13 protein-coding genes and 1 riboswitch are annotated in these 17628 nt (G+C 67.5%); of the genes, 5 read left to right on the forward strand and 8 right to left on the reverse strand.

Annotated elements, in window-relative coordinates; all coding sequences use genetic code 11:
- Positions 1-22: 22 nt before the first annotated feature.
- Together ACODRV_RS01000 and ACODRV_RS01005 are read right to left on the reverse strand one after the other, a co-directional pair.
- Entirely contained in the window at positions 23-1012 is a 990-nt protein-coding gene (locus tag ACODRV_RS01000; protein ID WP_141625835.1) for a TRAP transporter substrate-binding protein, read from the reverse strand.
- Positions 1009-1824, reverse strand: a complete 816-nt coding sequence (locus ACODRV_RS01005; RefSeq protein ID WP_488907124.1) for a 2-keto-4-pentenoate hydratase — start codon at positions 1822-1824, stop codon at positions 1009-1011. The genes ACODRV_RS01000 and ACODRV_RS01005 overlap by 4 nt, the downstream gene beginning before the upstream one ends.
- Before the next feature lie 128 nt (positions 1825-1952).
- On the opposite strand from ACODRV_RS01005, the gene ACODRV_RS01010 reads away from it, so the two are divergent.
- Positions 1953-3320, forward strand: a complete 1368-nt coding sequence (locus ACODRV_RS01010; protein ID WP_488907125.1) for a pectate lyase family protein — start codon at positions 1953-1955, stop codon at positions 3318-3320.
- A gap of 60 nt (positions 3321-3380) precedes the next feature.
- Positions 3381-4424 carry a LacI family DNA-binding transcriptional regulator gene (locus ACODRV_RS01015; RefSeq protein ID WP_488907126.1) on the forward strand — a complete coding sequence of 348 codons (1044 nt, stop codon included), beginning with the start codon at positions 3381-3383 and terminating at the stop codon, positions 4422-4424.
- Here ACODRV_RS01015 and ACODRV_RS01020 read toward each other — a convergent pair.
- Both ACODRV_RS01020 and ACODRV_RS01025 read right to left on the reverse strand, forming a co-directional pair.
- Positions 4421-6028, reverse strand: coding sequence for a family 43 glycosylhydrolase (locus ACODRV_RS01020; protein ID WP_488907127.1), 1608 nt, complete (start codon positions 6026-6028; stop codon positions 4421-4423). The genes ACODRV_RS01015 and ACODRV_RS01020 overlap by 4 nt on opposite strands.
- A gap of 121 nt (positions 6029-6149) precedes the next feature.
- Complete coding sequence (locus tag ACODRV_RS01025) at positions 6150-6785, reverse strand: RpiB/LacA/LacB family sugar-phosphate isomerase (RefSeq protein WP_488907128.1); 636 nt, start codon at positions 6783-6785, stop codon at positions 6150-6152.
- Between the two features lie 203 nt (positions 6786-6988).
- On the opposite strand from ACODRV_RS01025, the gene kduD reads away from it, so the two are divergent.
- Positions 6989-7744 (forward strand): 2-dehydro-3-deoxy-D-gluconate 5-dehydrogenase KduD, encoded by a 756-nt coding sequence (gene kduD, locus ACODRV_RS01030; RefSeq protein ID WP_488907129.1) that lies wholly within the window; start codon positions 6989-6991, stop codon positions 7742-7744.
- Here the strand turns inward: kduD and ACODRV_RS01035 are convergent.
- Positions 7741-9042, reverse strand: coding sequence for a pectate lyase (locus tag ACODRV_RS01035; RefSeq protein ID WP_488907130.1), 1302 nt, complete (start codon positions 9040-9042; stop codon positions 7741-7743). The genes kduD and ACODRV_RS01035 overlap by 4 nt on opposite strands.
- Positions 9043-9261: 219 nt before the next feature.
- On the opposite strand from ACODRV_RS01035, the gene ACODRV_RS01040 reads away from it, so the two are divergent.
- Positions 9262-12264 carry a TonB-dependent receptor gene (locus ACODRV_RS01040; protein WP_488907131.1) on the forward strand — a complete coding sequence of 1001 codons (3003 nt, stop codon included), beginning with the start codon at positions 9262-9264 and terminating at the stop codon, positions 12262-12264.
- A gap of 80 nt (positions 12265-12344) precedes the next feature.
- Here ACODRV_RS01040 and ACODRV_RS01045 read toward each other — a convergent pair whose 3' ends face one another.
- From ACODRV_RS01045 to metX, 3 genes are read right to left on the reverse strand one after another with little or no spacing between them, the layout of a single operon-like run.
- Positions 12345-13571, reverse strand: coding sequence for a homoserine dehydrogenase (locus ACODRV_RS01045; RefSeq protein ID WP_488907132.1), 1227 nt, complete (start codon positions 13569-13571; stop codon positions 12345-12347).
- A 1-nt stretch (position 13572) separates the two neighbouring features.
- Positions 13573-14763 (reverse strand): cystathionine gamma-synthase, encoded by a 1191-nt coding sequence (gene metB / locus ACODRV_RS01050; protein ID WP_488907133.1) that lies wholly within the window; start codon positions 14761-14763, stop codon positions 13573-13575.
- On the reverse strand, positions 14760-15752 hold the full coding sequence (gene metX / locus ACODRV_RS01055; protein ID WP_488907134.1) for a homoserine O-succinyltransferase MetX: 993 nt from the start codon (positions 15750-15752) through the stop codon (positions 14760-14762). Before metX ends, metB begins: the two co-directional genes overlap by 4 nt.
- Before the next feature lie 99 nt (positions 15753-15851).
- Positions 15852-15976: riboswitch (SAM riboswitch) on the reverse strand.
- Between the two features lie 255 nt (positions 15977-16231).
- Between metX and ACODRV_RS01060 the strand changes: the two genes are divergently transcribed.
- Positions 16232-17587 (forward strand): ammonium transporter, encoded by a 1356-nt coding sequence (locus ACODRV_RS01060; RefSeq protein ID WP_488907135.1) that lies wholly within the window; start codon positions 16232-16234, stop codon positions 17585-17587.
- Positions 17588-17628 lie beyond the last annotated feature (41 nt).

Below are 17628 nucleotides of genomic sequence, written 5' to 3' on the forward strand. Positions count from 1 at the left end.
GCCGATGGTGTGTGCGCGGTCGTCAGGCGACCGCTGCGATACGTTCGTGGAGCGCGCGCAGGCGCGGCTCGGCAAGATACTTGTCAAGGACAGGCCGCACGGTGGCGGCGAAGGCGTCGCGGTCGACCTGCGCGACCTGTACGCCGGCGGCCAGAACCGTGGCGCGGGCCTCGGCTTCGCGCTGGTCCCAAGCGGCGCGCATGATCGGCACCGACCGGCGGGCGACGTCGCGGACCAGCTCCTGATCCTCGCTCGACAACCGTTCAAGGCTGGCCTTCGACATCAGCAGGGCGTCCGGCGAGAAGGAATGTTCAGTCTCGCTCCAGTACCGCGCCACCTCGAACTGACGACTGGACTGATAGCTGGGCCAGTTGTTCTCGGCGCCGTCGATCAGATGCGTCTGCAGCGAGGAGAAGACCGCGCCGAAGGTCAGCGGCGTCGGGTTGGCGCCCATGGCCCGGATCGAATCCAGGAAGATGTCCGACTGCGGCGCCCGCATCTTCAGCCCGCGCATCTGGCCCGGCTCGGTGACCGGATGACGGACGTTGTAGAAGCTGCGCGGCGCCGCGTCGTAATAGGCCAGCCCGACAAGGCCGCGTCCCTCGAACACGTTGAGCAGTTCGCTCCCGATGTCCCCGTCAACCACGGCGCGGACGTGCTGCACCGAGCGATAGACATAGGGCAGGGCCAGCAGCCGGGTCTCGGGGAAGGCGTTGTTCAGTGCCGCCACGGCGACACGACAGATGTCCACCGCCTGGAAGCGGGTCAGGCCGATGGAGTCGTCTTCGGTGCCCAGTTGGCCCGCCGGAAACTGACGGATGCCGATGCGGCCGTCGGTCAGGCGCCCCAGTTCCTCACCCATCCATTTGACGGCGGCGACCGTGGGGTAGTCGGCGGGGTGAACGTCCACGGCGTTCAGGATCGTCTGGCCGCCGGTCGCGCGCGGGGAACAGGCCGAGAGGCCCAGTCCGGCGACGCCCGCAAGGGCCAGGGTGCGACGGGTCAGACTCATGCGGCGTCTCCCTTCGCCGTGATCGCCACGCAGGCGATCCGGCCGTCGGCGCCGAAATCGGCGACCGCCGATTGGCCGACGAAAATCTGATGCACCCCGGTCGCGGCGCCGGTCGAGATCAATTGCCCGGCTTCCAGCCGCCGCCCGCGCCGATGCATCAGGTTCAGCAGGAAGGCCAGCGAGTCCAGCGGGCCGTTCGGAATGGAGGCCGCGCCGCCGGTCCCCATCACTTCGCCGTCGATCAGGGTCTTGCAGGTCAGGCCCGCCAGTCGCGACCGCCAGTCGGTGATCTCGGCGCCCAGGATCAGGCCGGCGTTGTTGCCGAAGTCCGAGGCTGTGACCGCCGGGCCGTGACCGTTGATCCCGGCGAAGGGACTGCCCGCGATCTCGACGCCGATGAAAGCCCGTCCGACCAGTCCGGCGGCGCTCTCAGGCGTCCAGCCGTCCTGATCCGGCGCCGTTTCCGCCAGTTCGAGCACATACTCCGCCTCGACCGCCGCGAAGCCGCCGTCGATGACGCCGAAGGTGGTCGGCTGGCCGTCGACGGCCTTCCAGACATTCCTTGAAAAGATCGGCCCCGCCAGTCGCCCGGCGCCGAATTGCGCATCGAACGGCGGCGGGACGCGGCCCAGCTTCCAGCCCGCGATACGGTCCCGCCACAGGTTGATCGCCTCGTCCTGAACGGCGTAGGCGGCGGCCAGAGAGTCCGGCTTTTCGCCCGGATAGGCGGGCACAGCGGTGGCCGTCCGGCGCGCGTCCGTGAAGGTCCGCGCGATCAGCGAACTGCTTGAATTGTCGTGTGCGTGTTTCACGCATCCTCCCATTTGCGATGGACATTGCGCAGGAAGGAAACCGGTGTCAATTTGAATCCGGCGTCGCGATGGGCGACGTTGTCAGCACAAGGCCGCGGTCACAGTCGGTCAGGCTACAGGATGGAAACATGACCCTCGCCCGTTTGATCGCCGTCGCGGCCGCGCTTGTCCTGCCGCTCGCGGCGCCCGTGGCCCCGATGGCCCAGACCGCATCGCCCGCGGCGATGGAGGCGGCCTTGCCGGCCTTTCCCGGCGCGCTCGGCTGGGCGGCACAGACCCCCGGCGGACGGGGCGGTCGCATCATCCGCGTGACCAATCTGAACAGCGAGGGGCCGGGCTCCCTGCGCGAGGCGATCGAGGCCGACGGTCCGCGCATCGTGGTGTTCGAGGTCGGCGGGGTGATCGATCTGGATCGCAAGACGCTGAAGATCACCAATCCCTTCATCACCATCGCCGGCCAAACCGCGCCTTCGCCGGGCGTCACCCTGATCCGGGGCGGCATCGACGTCGGCGGCCATGACGTCATCATCCAGCACATCCGTGTGCGCCCCGGTTCGGCCGGTCAGGAGTGGATGAGCGGCTGGGATGAGGATTCGATCTCAACCCAGGCGGCCTACAACGTCATCGTCGACCACTGCAGCCTGGAGTGGGGTACGGACGAGAACCTGTCTGCCTCAGGCCCGCGCTTCACCGGCGACACGCCCGAGGAATGGCGTCGCGGCACCAGCCACAACATCACCTTCTCGAATAACATCATCGCCGAGAGTCTGGCCTATTCGACCCATTCGAAGGGCGAACACTCCAAAGGCTCGCTGATCCACGACAACGTCACCGGCCTGCTGATCGTCAACAATCTGTACGCCCACAACTATGAGCGCAGCCCCCTGTTCAAGGGCGGTGTGCACGGTGTGATCGTCAACAACCTGATCTACAATCCGGGCCCGCGCGCCATCCACTACAACCTCGCGCCCGAGGAGTGGCTGAATCATCCTTATGAGGTCGGCAAGATGACGGCCATCGGCAATGTCCTGCGCGCCGGTCCCTCGACCCCGACGGACCATCTGGCCTTCCTGATGATCGGCGGCGCGGGTGATCTGGAATACTATGGTCGCGACAATATCGCCGTGGATCAGGTGGGCGAGCCGCTGCGCATGTTCGGGCGGTACACCACCACTTCGGCTCGCATTATCGAGACCCGCCGTCCGCCGGTCTGGTGGGAGGGGCTGACCCCGATTCCGGCTGTGCAGGTTCAGGTCTCGGTCCTGTCGCAGTCGGGCGCCCGTCCGTGGGACCGCGACCAGCGCGACGTCCTGCTGATCGCCGAAGTGGCGGAAGGCCGTGGGGAGATCATCGACCACGAGCGGGAGGTCGGCGGCTACCCGCCGGTGGTCGAGGCGACCCGCAAGCCCTTCAACCCCGATGACTGGGATCTGCGCTTCATGACCCCCCTGCGGGACGATGTGCTGGACCGACCGGCGCGTCGTCGGACCACCTGACCGCTGACAGGCGGAGCGACGCGGTCTAAAGACGGTGTTCGATCAGAGAGACTCAACCGCGTGAACGATACCCGGCGACCCGGCGGCAAACCCGCCACCATCAACGACATCGCTCGCATGGCGGAGGTGTCCAAGAAGACGGTGTCGCGTGTCATCAACAACTCTCCCTTCGTGAAGGAGGAGACGCGCAAGCGGGTTGAGGCGGTGATCGCCGAGCATGGCTTCACCCCCGATCCGCAGGCGCGCGGACTGGCCTTCCGCCGGTCCTTCCTGGTCGGGATGATCTACGACAACCCCAGCCCCAACTACGTCGTGAACATGCAGCAGGGCGTGCTGGACGGGGTGCGCGGTTCGGGTCTCGAACTGGTGGTCCACCCCTGCAACCGGGCCTCCGAGACCTTCCTGGACGACGTGCGCGGCTTCGTCGTGCGGCAAAAGCTGTTCGGCGTGGTCATGCCGCCGTCGGTGTCGGAAGACGACCGGGTCATCCAGATTCTCAAGGAGGTCGACTGTCCCTACGTCCGCATCGCCTCGGTGTCGCTGGACGAGCCGGCCTGCATGGTGGTCACGCACGACCATCGCGGCGCTGCGCAGGCGGCGCGGCATCTGGCGGAACTCGGCCACACCCGGGTCGCCTTCATTTCCGGTCCTGATACCTTCCGCTCGTCGTTCGAGCGGGGCCGGGGCTTCCGCGAGGGGCTGGCCGACCACGGCCTGACGCTGGACGATGCCTACACCCGCAAGGGCGCCTATACCTTTGAGTCCGGTGTCGAGGCGGCGCAGAGCCTGCTGTCGATGGACGCCCCGCCGACCGCCATCTTCGCCGGTAACGACGAAATGGCTATCGGCGTCATGAAGGCCGCCCGCGACAGGGGGCTTGATGTGCCGCGCGATCTGTCCATCGTCGGCTTCGACGACCTGCCCATGGCCTCGCGCGTCTGGCCGAACCTGACCACCGTCCGCCTGCCCATCCGCGACATGGGCCGGATGGCCGCCGAGAAGCTGACGGCGGGAATCCGGGGTCTGGACCCGGCGACCTTGGCCCAGCCTGTGGTCGATCCGTCGCTGATCGTGCGGGAATCGACGGCGGCGCCGAAGGCTTAGGCCGACGCCCCCGCCACATAGCTGAACCGGTCCAGCACCACTGCGCCCTCACCTGTGCAGAAGATGGCCGGGCGCAGGCTCAGGAAGCCGCCGAAGACGTTGTGGTTCAGGCCCGAGACCTCCATCCGCGTCGGGTGGCGGACCCAGCTCGCGCCGTTGTCGGTCGAGTAGCGATAGGTGATCACATTGCCCCGGTTCTCGATCCGCAGACGCACATGGTCCCCCGTCAGCGGCACATCGGCCCAGTCCTGGGTCTCGGCGTACTGCCATGACCGCAGCGCCCGTCCGTTGAAGCTGACCCCGACGAAGGCCTTGTGATTGTAGAACAGCAGCAGGCCTGCCTCGGCGCGCCCTTCCAGCCGCAGCCCGACCTCGACCGTGTAATCCCGGTCGCCGGCCAGACAGGCGAGCGGGGATGAGTCCGCTGGCGATGTTCCGCTACCCGCCAGTCGCAGGCCGCCCGCGACCCGTTGCATCCGCCTGTCCTCGTGCTCGCCCGGCTGGTGGAAGCTCCACTGGGTTCCCATCCGGTCGGTGCTGAAGTCGTCCGACAGGGGCATTCCGGCCGGGGAGGGCCGACCGCCGCGCGGCTTGGACAGGGGGCGGGACAGGTCGCCGCCCAGCGCCCGGAACCAGCCGTCCGCAGTCCACTCGATGGGTTCCAGCAGAGTCTGGCGGCCCAGCGTCCGGAAGCCGTTTTCATAGCCGTGGTAGATCATCCACCAGTCGCCCGCCGGACCCTCGATCAGGGTGGCGTGGCCGCGCGACCACCACGGCTCATCCTCCGACAGGGTGCGGACCAGCGGATTGTTCGGGCAATGCTCCCACGGGCCGTGCACGGACCTGGAGCGCGCGGCGATGACCATGTGGCCGGTGACCGGACCCGCGGTGCCGCCGACTGCGGTGACCAGATAGAACCACTCCCCGCGTCGCAGCAGCTTGGGGCCTTCGGGCGCGAAATTCTCGGTGATCCATTCATCAGGGAAGCGCCAGGGATCGTAGGCGTTCTCCAGCGCGCCGACGGTGGCCAGCCCGTCGTCGGTCAGCCGGATCTTGCGGATGCCGTTGACGAACAGATAACGCTTGCCGTCCTCGCCGACGATGTGGCCGGGGTCGATACAGCCCCGGATGCCCAGATCGACCGGATCGCTCCACGGCCCGGCGATGTCATCGGCCCAGATGGCGTAGATCGACCAGCCGCCGCCGGTCGGATTGGCCGGGATGTAGATGAAGTACCGGTCGCCGTGTTTGCACAGATCAACCGCCCAGATGTCCCCCAGCGGCTTGTGCAAGGCCGGGCCTATCGGCGACCAGTTGACCAGATCGGTCGACCGCCAGATCACCAGTCCCGGATAGGACAGGAAGGACGAAAAGGTCATGTAATAGGTGTCGCCGTCCTTCAGGACGGTGGGGTCCGGATGGTCTCCGGCGACGATGGGGTTCAGATAGGTCCCGTCCCCCAGATCGGCGCGCCGCTGCCCCTCGATCCCCGGCGTCCAGACCGGTGTCGCCTGCGGTCGGGCCTGCGCCTGTCCGCCCGCCGCCAGCAGGGGCGCAGCGGCCACGGCGCCCGTGGCGCCGAACAGTTGTCTGCGGTCGATCATCCTGCCCTCCGTCACCCCGTCAAATGCGGAGTGTTAGCGCTACCATAGCAGCGCTTTCGCGGAAGGGCAGGGGGATGATTGCGGTGGTCGGCCTCGGACAATCCCCGCCGTGTGAACGCCCTTAAAGGACGCTCTTGATGTAGTCGCGGATGGCTTCGTCGGTGGCGTTGGCGAAGAAGTATTCCTGGAATTTCTCGCCCGCGATGGCGGCCTTCAGCAGGTCCTGATCGACGGTCTTCAGCACCGTCAGCATGTCATGGCAGGTCACGGCCTTGAGGTCCTTCAGGATGCCCCGGTTCTTGCGCATGATCTCTGCACGTTCCTTGGGATAGCCGAGGCCGCGCTCCCCCTCGAACAGCTTGCGGTAGACGTCCTGCAGGTTCAGTTCGGCCGCCCAGCCGAAGCCCTTGGCGTAGGGCATGGCGATGGCGTTGCCGTCATTGATCTGGCCGAACAGGAAGGCGTCCGTCGGATCGATGATCAGGCCGCAGAAGACGCCCGGCATGGCGTTGGCCGCCAGCATCGAACCCGTGCCCGTGCCGCAGCCCGTGACCACGAAATCCGCCGCGCCCGAGTTCAGCAGGATACCCGCCAGCAGGCCGTTCATCACATAGGTCAGCGAGGCTTTGTCCTCGGCCGAGTACATGCCGTAGTGGAACACCTCATGGCCCAGCGGCTCGGCCACCGCGGTCAGGGCGTTGTGAACGATCTCGCTCTTGGCGGCCTGGCTGTTCTCGATGATCAGGGCGATTTTCATGGTGTTCCTCCGGGCGGGATAGTGGGCGCAGCGGCGAGGCCGCTCCAGTCTTGTGCCCGTTTGCATCGGCTTATGACACCGGTTACCTATGCATTCAATCCGCATCAAACAAGTCGGGGAGGGAAGCATGTCGGCCAGAGCGCATCCGTGCGACACCCCTCGTCTGACCGGTGGTGCGCCCACCCTTCACGAGGCCTGCTGACATGACTCCGTTCGATCTCTCCGGCCGCGCGGCCCTCGTCACCGGCGCCAACACCGGTCTGGGGCAGGCGATCGCCGTTGGCCTTGCGAAGGCGGGGGCGGACATCGTCGCCGTCGGCCGCTCGGCCCCGACCGAGACCGCTGAACTGGTGACGGCCGCGGGCCGCACCCTGCACGCCGTCTCCGCTGACCTGTCCTCGACCGGGCCCATCGCCGATGTGGTGGCGCAGGCCGTCGCCGCCGTCGGCGAGATCGACATTCTGGTGAACAACGCCGGCATCATCCGCCGCAACGACAGCCTCGACTTCACCGAAGAGGACTGGGACGCCGTCATCGACACCAATCTGAAGACCGCCTTCTTCCTGTCTCAAGCTGTGGCCCGCACCTGGGTCGAGGCCGGGAGGGGCGGCAAGATCATCAACATCTGCTCGATGCTCAGCTTCCAGGGCGGCATCCGCGTGCCGTCCTACACCGCCTCCAAGAGCGGTCTGGCGGGCCTGACCCGTCTACTGGCCTGCGAGTGGGCGTCGAAGGGCATCAACGTCAACGGCATCGCCCCGGGCTATTTCGCCACCAACAACACCGAGGCCCTGCGCGCCGACGAGGTCCGCAATCGCGACATCCTCGCCCGTATCCCGGCCGGGCGCTGGGGCGATCCGTCCGACCTCGGCGGCGCGGCGGTCTTCCTCGCGTCCGACGCCTCGGCCTACGTCCACGGCACGGTGCTGGCCGTCGATGGGGGCTGGTTGGCGCGCTAGCCCGCCAGTTCGTTCAGCCAGTCTTCCAGATTGGTGAAGCCGTCGCCGTTGCTGTCGTTCGCCCCATCGGCCGGGCTGGCCGGGTTCAATCCGTGGGCGCGTTCCCAATCGTCGGGCATTCCATCCCCGTCGCTATCTATCCAGGGCGTGCCCGGCTCCAGCTCCGGCCAGCCGCCGACCTGCTCCTGACTGTCGATGATCCGTCCCGTGCGGTCGCGCACCCCCGCGATCACCCGCGCATCCACGGCGTCCCGCACCCGGCCGGCTCCCGCGCGATCCAGGACGGACAGCACTGCGGCCTCCGCCGTCTGGCCCGCCGCCTCCGCCCAGTCGGGGCGCGCCGCCAGCCGATAGTTGGACCGATCCGAATCCTTCACCAGCGACCACGGATCGGCGGGCGTCACCCCGTCCATGCTGTTCCCCTCGAACCAGGCCCGCGCCAGCGGGTTCGATTCCTCGAACGCCCGGCGGCCCGTCGAATCCGGCCCCGGAATGTAGGCGTTGCCGATAAAGGCGTAGGTCGACAGGCTTTCGGTGTCGGCGTTGTAGCCGGCGTGTGAGCCGCCCCAGTCGTAGAAGACGTTCGAGCGAAACTCGAAGCGCGGGCCCTGCGGATCGACGGAGGGCGGATTGTAGTTGCCGGGCCGGGGCATCCGCGCCCGGTGCATGGCCCACAGATTGTGGTGGAAGGTGAAGCGCGCGCCGTGCCCGCCGCGCACCAGCGAGCCGTAGCCGTGATCCCCCTTTGCGTGGCCCGAGTGGTTCAGCGACTCGGCGATCACCGACCACTGCACCGTCACGTCGTACAGGCCCCGCTCGGGCGGATCATAGCGACTGCCCGCCGACAGGGTCTCGTCCACCGACCAGCTGGCCGAGACGTGGTCGAGGATGATCCGGCGGCCCCGCTCCAGCGAGACGGCGTCCGATTCGATACGGCTCTCGTCGCCCAGTCGCGAGCGGATGTGGCGCACTACGACATCGTCGGCGGCGATGACCAGCGCGTGGTCGCGCAGGGTTATGCCCCCGCCGGGCGCCGTCTGGCCGGCGATGGTGATGCGCCCGCGCCGGATCCGTAGCGGGGTCTCCAGCCGGATCGTGCCGCCGATGTCGAAGATGATGGTGCGCGGCCCTTCGGCCTCGACTGCAGCGCGCAGGCTGCCCGGACCGGCGTCGTTCAGGTTTGTCACCCGCAGCACCGCGCCGCCCCGTCCGCCCTGTGCGTACCGTCCCGCGCCCTCCGCGCCGGGGAAGGCGACGGTCGTTTCCTGTGCAACCGCCGTGTGTGTTCCGAAGGACACGACAAGCGCTGCCGCGGCGAAACCTGTGACGACTTTGTGTCGAAGTCCGCTTGCGAAACCATCGGTCATCGGGTTAGGCTCATTTTTGATACCGGTGTCAGCGCACATTGCGCACCAATATGACACCGGTGTCAAACGGGAAGGCCAACGATGCCGGACCGCAAAAACAGATAGACCGGGGCCACCCCGGCGTCCTGTATGCCCACTGGGAGGGAGCATATGTTGCAAGCCATTCGGCCGGGGATGACCCGCGCCCTTAGTCGTAGCCTGTTCGTCGGTGCGTCCGGTCTGGCCGTCGCCCTGTCGTTGGGCGTGGGAGCCGCCGCCGCGCAAACCGCGCCGCAAACCGCGCCGCAATCCGCTCCGCAGGACGATGTCGCCGAGATCGACGAAGTCGTCGTCACCGGCTTTCGCGCCAGCCTGAACGCGGGTCTGGACGCCAAGCGTCGCGAAACCAGCATGGTCGACGTCATCGTCGCCGAGGACATCGCGGACTTCCCCGATCTGAACCTCGCCGAGTCCATTCAGCGGGTTCCGGGCGTGGCCATCGACCGTGACGCCGGCGAAGGCCGTTCGATCACGGTGCGTGGTCTGGGCTCGGACTTCACCCGCACCCGCATCAACGGCATGGAGGCCCAGGCCACCGCCGGCGGCACCGACTCCTCGGGCGGCGCTAACCGCGGTCGCGGCTTCGACTTCAACGTCTTCGCCTCCGAGCTCTTCAACTCGATCACCGTGCGCAAGACCGCCGCGGCCGAGACCGAGGAAGGCTCGCTGGGCGCCACGGTCGATCTGCAGGCGTCACGCCCGTTTGACTACAAGGACGGCTTCACCGCCGCCATGTCCGCCCAGGCCGGCTACAATGATCTGTCGGAGGAATATAACCCGCGCCTGGCCCTGCTGCTGAGCAGCACCTTTGGCGAGAACGATCAATTCGGGGCGCTGGTCTCTGTCGCCTACAGCCAGCGCAATCTGCTGGAAGAGGGCTTCAGCTCCGTCCGCTGGGCGCCGGCTGTCGGCACCAACAGCTCGGGCGGCTTCTGCTCGCCGGTCGGCGTCACCCCGGTGAACCCGTCCGGTACGGCCAACGGCGCCAGCGCCGCCAACTGCGCCACGGGCGTGGCCCGCCCGGCCAATACGGCCTCGAACGTCGCCGCCTATACCACCGCCAACCAGAACAGCGTCTTCATCCCGCGCCTGCCGCGTTACGGTCGCCTGACCCACGAGCAGGAGCGTCTGGGCGTCACCGGCGCCTTCCAGTGGCGCCCGGCCGAGACCACGCTGTTCTCGCTGGATGTTCTGTACTCTTCGCTCGACGCGACCCGTCAGGAAGATTTCCTGGAAGCGCTGTCCTTCAGCCGTAACGCGGCCGCCGGCGGCCAGACCCAGGTCCACGTCCGCGATGCCGCGGTCGAGAACGGCATGCTGGTCTATGGCGTGTTCGACAACGTCGATGTCCGCTCCGAGAGCCGCTACGACGAACTGTCGACCGAGTACCTTCAAGTCAGCCTGACGGCCGAGCACGACTGGACCGACCGCCTGCACAGCCGCTTCTACTACGGCCGCGCGGAGTCGAATTTCGAGAACCCGATCCAGACCACGGTCACCCTCGATCGCTCGAACATCCAGGGCTATTCGTGGGACTTCCGCGGCAACCCGAACGCGCCGGTCATCGACTACGGCTTCGACGTCGCCAACCCGGCCAACTGGCAATGGCGCCCCTCGACCAACGCGGTGCCGCGTTCGGAAATCCGGATTCGCCCCAACGGCGTCGATACGGTCTTCGAGTCCTTCCAGACCGATATCAGCTATGACGCCAGCGACTGGCTGACCATCAGCGCGGGCCTGAACTGGAAGAGCTACACTTCGGACTCCTACGAGTTCCGTCGGGCGGATGAGACCGTCGTTCCGGTCCTGCCGGGCGGTACGACCGTGGCCGACATCACCAGTGTGCTGACCGGTTTCGGCTCGAACCTGATCCCCGGCGGCACGGCGTCCAGCTGGGTCCGTCCGGACCTCGGCGCCATCGCTGACCTGTTCAATATCTACTGCAACTGCAACACCGGCGTGCCGGGCGGGGACTTCACCCTGACCAGCATCACGAACGGCAATGCGCGCGGCGGGAACCGGTCGATCAAGGAAGACGATCTGGCCGCCTACATCCAGGCGGACTGGGACACCGATCTGTTCGGCCGTCCGTTCCGCGGCAATGTGGGCGTGCGTCAGGTCAGCACCACCCTGAACGCCACCGGCTACAGCTCGACCGGCGGCGGCACCCTGGTGACCGGCGAGAACCAGTATGACAACACCCTGCCGTCGCTGAACCTCAGCTATGAGCCGGTCGACGATCTGATCATCCGCTTCGGCGCGGCCTCGGTCATGGCCCGTCCGCAGATCGGCAACACCCTGGCGGGCACCAACTATCTGGTGCCGACCACCTCGCTGGCCGCCTCGGGCCCGAACTACACGGCCACCATCGGCAACGTGAAGCTCCAGCCGTTTGAAGCCACCACCTACGACCTCAGCATCGAGTGGTATTTCGCACGCGAAAGCCTGCTGTCCTTCGCCTACTTCTACAAGGACATCGACACCTACATTCAGATCGTGCGTCAGGACCTGGCCTATTCGGACCTGACCGCCCTGAACCCGTCGGCCTTCGCGCCGGGCTTCTGCACGGGCACCTGCTCGCCCTCGACCATCTTCCAGCTGACCGCCGCGGTGAACACCGAGGGCGGCCCGCTGAAGGGCTTTGAGATCAGCTACCAGCAGCCGTTCACCTTCCTGCCGGGGCCGCTCGAGAACCTCGGCGTGCAGGTCAACTACACCCACGTCGAATCCGAGATCGACTACTGCAACAACGCCCTGTGCACGACCTTCGTCACGGCGGACCTGATCAACCTGTCGCCGACGTCCTGGAACGCGACCCTCTACTATGAGGACGACAAGTTCTCGGCGCGGGTCTCGGGCGCCTTCCGCGACAGCTACATCCAGAACGTCCCGGGCCGGAACGGCAATGTGGTCGAGGGCAAGATGGAGACGTTCAACCTGGACGCCTCGGCCTCATACAATCTGACCGAAGACCTGGAGTTGACGCTGGAGGCCCTCAACCTGACGGACGAGGAGAACCACCAGTACGTCGGCGACGGCGCGGATCGTCAGAGCACATCCGTCTATCACCACACCGGCCGGCAGATTTACGTCGGCGCACGCTATCGCTTCTGATCACTCCTGAACCGAAGCGCACTTACGCCGCCGACCCGGAAGGGTCGGCGGCTTTCTTTTGTGCGGCCCGGGGCCGTCGCTCAGGCCAGCAGGTCAGTCAGGTCGGCCCAGACGCTTTCGGTCGTCGGAATGCGCCCGGCGCCGCGTCCACGCGCGGTGAAGACGCGACCGTCTCCGGTGGTCACGCGCAGGGCGTTCCACTCGTCCGGCAGGTCGGCGAACAGGCTGTCGCCGTCCACCGCCGTGAAGGCGACGGCGGCGCTGTCCGTTCGCACGTCCAGTCGGGAAAGCTGGCGGACGCGACCGGGGAGGAGCGCCGCGTCCGCCGACAGGGTCTCGCGAGCGATACGCTCGGGCGAGATCCCGCCGTCCAGGGCCTCATGCGCCAGAATGGCCAGCTTGGCCGAGGCGTCGAGGCCCGACAGGTCCGCGGTCGGGTCTTCCTCGGCGAAGCCCGCATCGCGCGCGGCGATCAGGGCCTCGTCGAAGGCCACGCCCGCGGCCAGTCGGTTCAGGATGAAGTTGCAGGTGCCGTTCAGAACGGCCTCGATGCGCACGACCGGGCCATGCGCCCGGGCCCGGCGCACCGTTTCGATCAGGGGCGAGCCGCCGCCGACGCTGGCGGAGTACAACAGTCGCGCCTCGTGCGCCTCGGCCAGTGCGGTCAGCGCCGCCAGATCACCGCCCACCGCCTGCTTGTTGGCGCTGATCACATCGACCCCGCGCGACAGGGCGGCGCGGATCAGCGCCAATCCGGTCGAAGCGTCGGAGATCGCCTCGACCAGCACATCCGGCTCGCGCGCCAGCAGGGCGGCGGGGTCGCCCAGCAGAAGGGCCCCGGGAACCGCCGGGTCGCGGGGCTTCTTCGGATCACGCACCAGAACGCCGACCACCTCGAACCGGTCGTCTGTCGACAGGCGCGCCAGCACGCCGCCGCCGACCACGCCGCATCCGGCCAGCGCCACACGCAGCGGGCGCGCGGGTATCGTGCGCGGATGAGCGATGGCGGTCTCCGGACCCGCGACGATCGACACCGGCGCATCCAGCAGGGCCTGACCTGGCCCGGGGCGCGCCGTCGTCACGCCGATCAGGTCCAGCGCCTCCGCCAGTCTCGCCGAAGCGTCGACGCCGCCCGAGGCGACGGCGACCACGCGACGCCCGCGACGGACCTCGCGATAGACCGCGCTGGCGGCCTCGGCCGTGTCGGAGACATCCAGTTGCAGCAGGGCGACGGGCTCATCAGAGACGTGAGCGGTCAGGTCCGCGCCGGATACCGGGCGGGGCAGGGGCAGCGAAGCGGCGGTCATCTCAGGCGGCCTCGGCTTCCAGCGATGTACGGGCGACGACGGCGTCCAGCGCCGCCGACAGATCGGCCAGCAGGTCTTCCGGATGCTCCAGACCGATCGACAGGCGCAGCAGGCCGTCGGTGATCCCCGCGGTGGCGCGCGCTTCGGGCGTCATGGCCGCATGCGTCATCAGGGTCGGGTGGGCGATCAGGCTTTCCACCCCGCCCAGCGACTCGGCCAGGGTGAAAACCTCCAGTTGGTCCACCAGCGCCCGCACCGCGTCCAGATCGGCCAGTTCAAAGCTCAGCATGGCGCCGAAGCCCTTCTGCTGGCGGGCGGCGATCTCGTGTCCCGGGTGGTTCTTCAGGCCCGGATAGTTGACGCGCTTCACCGCCGGGTGGGCGTCCAGCCATTCGGCGATCCGCTCGGCCGTCGCCTGCTGCCGCTCAACGCGGGCGAACAGGGTGCGCACGCCTCGCAGGGTCAGATAGGCGTCGAAGGGCGAGCCGGTCACGCCCAGGCAGTTGGCCCACCAGGTCAGCTGTTCCAGATCGGCCTGATCCTTCGCCACCACGGCGCCGCCGACCACGTCCGAGTGGCCGTTGATGTATTTGGTGGTCGAGTGGATCACCAGATCGGCGCCCAGGGCGATCGGGTTCTGCAGGGCGGGCGACAGGAAGGTGTTGTCCACCGCCGACTTGCAACCGACCGCGCGGGCGCGGGCGCAGATGTCGGCCACGTCCACCACGCGCATCAGGGGGTTCGACGGTGTCTCGATCAGGATCAGCTTGGGGTTCAGGGCGAAGGCGGCGTCCAGCGCCTGGCGATCATTCTGGTCCACGAACTGGACGTCGAAATGGTTGCGGCGCGCGCGGGCGCACAGCAGGCGGTGCGTGCCGCCGTACAGGTCATGCGGGGCCAGCAGCAGGTCGCCCGGCTCCAGCGACGACAGGGCCAGATCGACCGCCGCCATGCCCGTCGCGGTGATCACCGCGCCTGCGCCGCCTTCCAGCCTGGCCAGCGTCTCGCCCAGCACGTCGCGGGTCGGGTTGCCCGAGCGCGTGTAGTCGTACTTCCGCTTACCCTCGAGGCCGTCGAAGCTGTAGTTCGACGACAGGTACAGCGGCGGCATCACCGCCCCGTGCGCCGGATCGTTGTTCACGCCGTGCCGGGCGGCGGTGGTACAGGGATGGGCTTCGCTGGAGCAGGTCATGCGGCGATCTCGTCAGGCTGGCGGACGTACAGGGGTGAAAGGGCGTCGTGGAGCGTGCGGCCGACCAGCTCGCGCTCCTTCAGAAAGGCGTCGTGGCCGAAGATGGAGCCCGCCTCGGCGAAGCGACGCAGGGCGGGGGCGCGGGCGGCCAGCTCGCGCAGGTCTTCGATCGGGACCAGCCGGTCGCTGGTGAAGCCCAGCAAGGTCAGCGGGCAACGGATGGCTTCGGGCGCGACCGCGTGGCGATCCAGAGAATCCGACAGGGAGATCCAGCGGTCCGCGCTGGTCGCCTCGGCGTAGTCGGCGCCGCGCGAGATCAGGTACTCGCACACCGGATAAGCCTCGCCGGCCTGCGCCGGGGCGATGGTGGCGAAGCGCCAGTCGAACTCGTCGGCGGTGCGATAGGTGGTCATCGCCAGTTCGCGGGCCAGCGACACGCCCTCGGCCTCACGACCGCAATCGCGGGCGAAGGCCAGCACCCGGCGCTGCACCCCGCGCCAGGCGGTAGCCGCCGGATGGGCGCGGTGGGCGGCGGAGATCACGATCAGCTCACCGATCCGTTCGGGGAAGGTCGCGGCGAAGGCCTGACCCACGCAACCGCCGTAGGAGGCGCCGACGAAGGCGTCGATGCGCGCCTCGTTCAGGCTGTCGAGCAGCACGGCCAGCAGGCGGGCCTGATCTTGGGTCGTGATGGTGACGCCCGGCTCCGTCTTTCCCGGCAGAAGATCGAAGGCCAGCACCCGCACGCGGTCCAGATCGACCGGTCCGCCGTGACGCACGGCCCACGACCACCAGCGGGCGGCGAAGCGGCCGCTTGAGATGCCGCCGGTGATGACGACCAGCGGTCCCTTCGTCGGGCCATGGATGCGGCCGACCAGCGTGTCCGCCGACAGACGCTCGCCCGAGGCCAGCCGGAAGTCGGCCGGAATCGCGGCCGTCACGTCACGGCCGGGAGCCTCGTCGATGATCCATTCGGTGGTGGACGCCACTGTCCGCTCCGGTTCCACTCAGCGAAACCGATGGGGCGAACCAACATCTGCGAAGAAAGACCCGTGAAGTCGTCTGGCCCCGTGATGGACCACTCGCTTCACTCATCTCTCGCGGCTTCCGAAGACGCCCCGCAGGAGTTGGCACCATCTCCAATGATCGGGTGGATCACTGGAAGGTTGCCCCGGCGTCAAAGGGCCTATCCCTCAGCCGGTCTTGATGAGTGTCTTTACGGTGACGAACGCGGGCGGGCTCGTCAATCCCCCAAAAATGCTGCGACTGCGAATTCGCAAGCTAAGCCGTAAATAAGCACGATTTTGATTGCTATGGATCGTATGGCGACAACAGTTTTGCGTTTGGTGAAGTCAAGTGCGTTGCGAACGCAACAAAAATTCCTGAATCTTCTTCCGCCCACTTGCGGATTTCGCAGGTGCGGTAAACAGTTTGCAAATGCGTAACGGCATCCTTTTGGGGGATTGAGATGACACGACTTCGCGGCGGCCTTGCTCTCGGGCTCGGTCTTTTGACATCGGTAATCGCGACCGCGGCCAGCGCCGCGCCCGCACCGGCTCCGGCCCTTCTGGGCCATCAGGTTCCGCTGGAACTCGACGGCGCCGGCACCGCCTGGTTGCTGACCTCGGCGGCTCTCGTTCTGCTTATGACCCTGCCGGGTCTGGCGCTCTTCTACGGCGGCATGGTTCGCCGCAAGAACGTCATCGCCACCATCACCCAGTCAGTCGGCGTCTTCGCCGTCGCCACCCTGGTCTGGTTCATCGCCGGCTACTCCATCGCCTTCGGCAAGGCGGGCGCCCTTGGCGGGTTTGACGGCGACACCGTCAACCAGTTCATCGGCAGCTTCGACGCCTTCTTCCTGAACGGCGTGGGCATGGAGACGGCGCACAGCCTGCTGCCGGGCATCCCTGAATTCGTCTTCCTGTCGTTCCAGTTGACCTTCGCGATCATCACGCCCGCCCTGGTCACCGGCGCCTTCGCCGAACGCCTGAAGTATACCGGCCTGCTGCTGTTCACGGCCCTGTGGTCCCTGCTGGTCTATGCGCCGATCGCCCACTGGGTGTGGGGCGGCGGCTTCCTCGGCGGCGCCGGGGTGCTGGACTTCGCCGGCGGCGCGGTCGTGCACGTCAACTCGGGCGTGGCCGGTCTGGTCTGCGCGATCTTCCTCGGCGCCCGCAAGGGTTACGGCAAGGAGCCGATCGTGGCCCACAACCCGGTTCTGACCATGATCGGCGCCTCACTGCTGCTGGTCGGCTGGATCGGCTTCAACGCCGGTTCGGCCGGCGGCGCCAACGCGCTGGCGGGTGTGGCCCTGATCAACACCATTCTCGCCGCCGCCGCCGCTTCCATCACCTGGAAGATCGTCGAGGTCATCGAGAAGAAGAAGGCGTCGCTGATCGGCGTGCTGTCGGGCATCGTCGCCGGTCTGGTCGCCATCACCCCGGCCGCCGGCTTCGTGGACCCGAAGGGCGCGGTCATCATCGGCCTGATCGCCGGTCCGGTCTGCTACGCCTCGTCGGTGTGGATCAAGAAACTGCTCCGCTACGACGACTCGCTGGACGCCTTCGGCATCCACGGCGCGGGCGGTCTGGCCGGCGCCCTGCTGACCGGCGTGTTCGCCTCGACCGCGATCAACAGCCTGTCGGAAGGCGCTGACGTCATGACCCAGCTGATCGGTCTGGGCTGGACCATCGCCTACAGCGCGGTGGGCACCCTCGTCATCCTGATCATCTGCAAGTTCACGACCGGCCTGCGTGTCAGCGCGGAGGCGGAAGAAGAAGGTCTCGACACCCACCTGCACGGTGAGGCGCTGGAGACCGTCTGAGCGATCGTCGGGGCGGGAGCTCTCTCCTCCTGCCCCGGCCC

This window comes from Brevundimonas sp. FG8 (assembly GCF_057808845.1).

What these genes read in the sequence shown, in the direction of transcription:
- ACODRV_RS01000 (WP_141625835.1), bottom strand. Translation starts at nt 1,012, where the DNA reads ATGAGTCTGACCCGTCGCACCCTGGCCCTTGCGGGCGTCGCCGGACTG.
- ACODRV_RS01025 (WP_488907128.1), bottom strand. Translation starts at nt 6,785, where the DNA reads ATGAAAATCGCCCTGATCATCGAGAACAGCCAGGCCGCCAAGAGCGAG.
- ACODRV_RS01040 (WP_488907131.1), top strand. Translation starts at nt 9,262, where the DNA reads ATGTTGCAAGCCATTCGGCCGGGGATGACCCGCGCCCTTAGTCGTAGC.
- metB (WP_488907133.1), bottom strand. Translation starts at nt 14,763, where the DNA reads ATGACCTGCTCCAGCGAAGCCCATCCCTGTACCACCGCCGCCCGGCAC.
- ACODRV_RS01010 (WP_488907125.1), top strand. Translation starts at nt 1,953, where the DNA reads ATGACCCTCGCCCGTTTGATCGCCGTCGCGGCCGCGCTTGTCCTGCCG.
- ACODRV_RS01060 (WP_488907135.1), top strand. Translation starts at nt 16,232, where the DNA reads ATGACACGACTTCGCGGCGGCCTTGCTCTCGGGCTCGGTCTTTTGACA.
- ACODRV_RS01045 (WP_488907132.1), bottom strand. Translation starts at nt 13,571, where the DNA reads ATGACCGCCGCTTCGCTGCCCCTGCCCCGCCCGGTATCCGGCGCGGAC.
- kduD (WP_488907129.1), top strand. Translation starts at nt 6,989, where the DNA reads ATGACTCCGTTCGATCTCTCCGGCCGCGCGGCCCTCGTCACCGGCGCC.
- ACODRV_RS01020 (WP_488907127.1), bottom strand. Translation starts at nt 6,028, where the DNA reads ATGATCGACCGCAGACAACTGTTCGGCGCCACGGGCGCCGTGGCCGCT.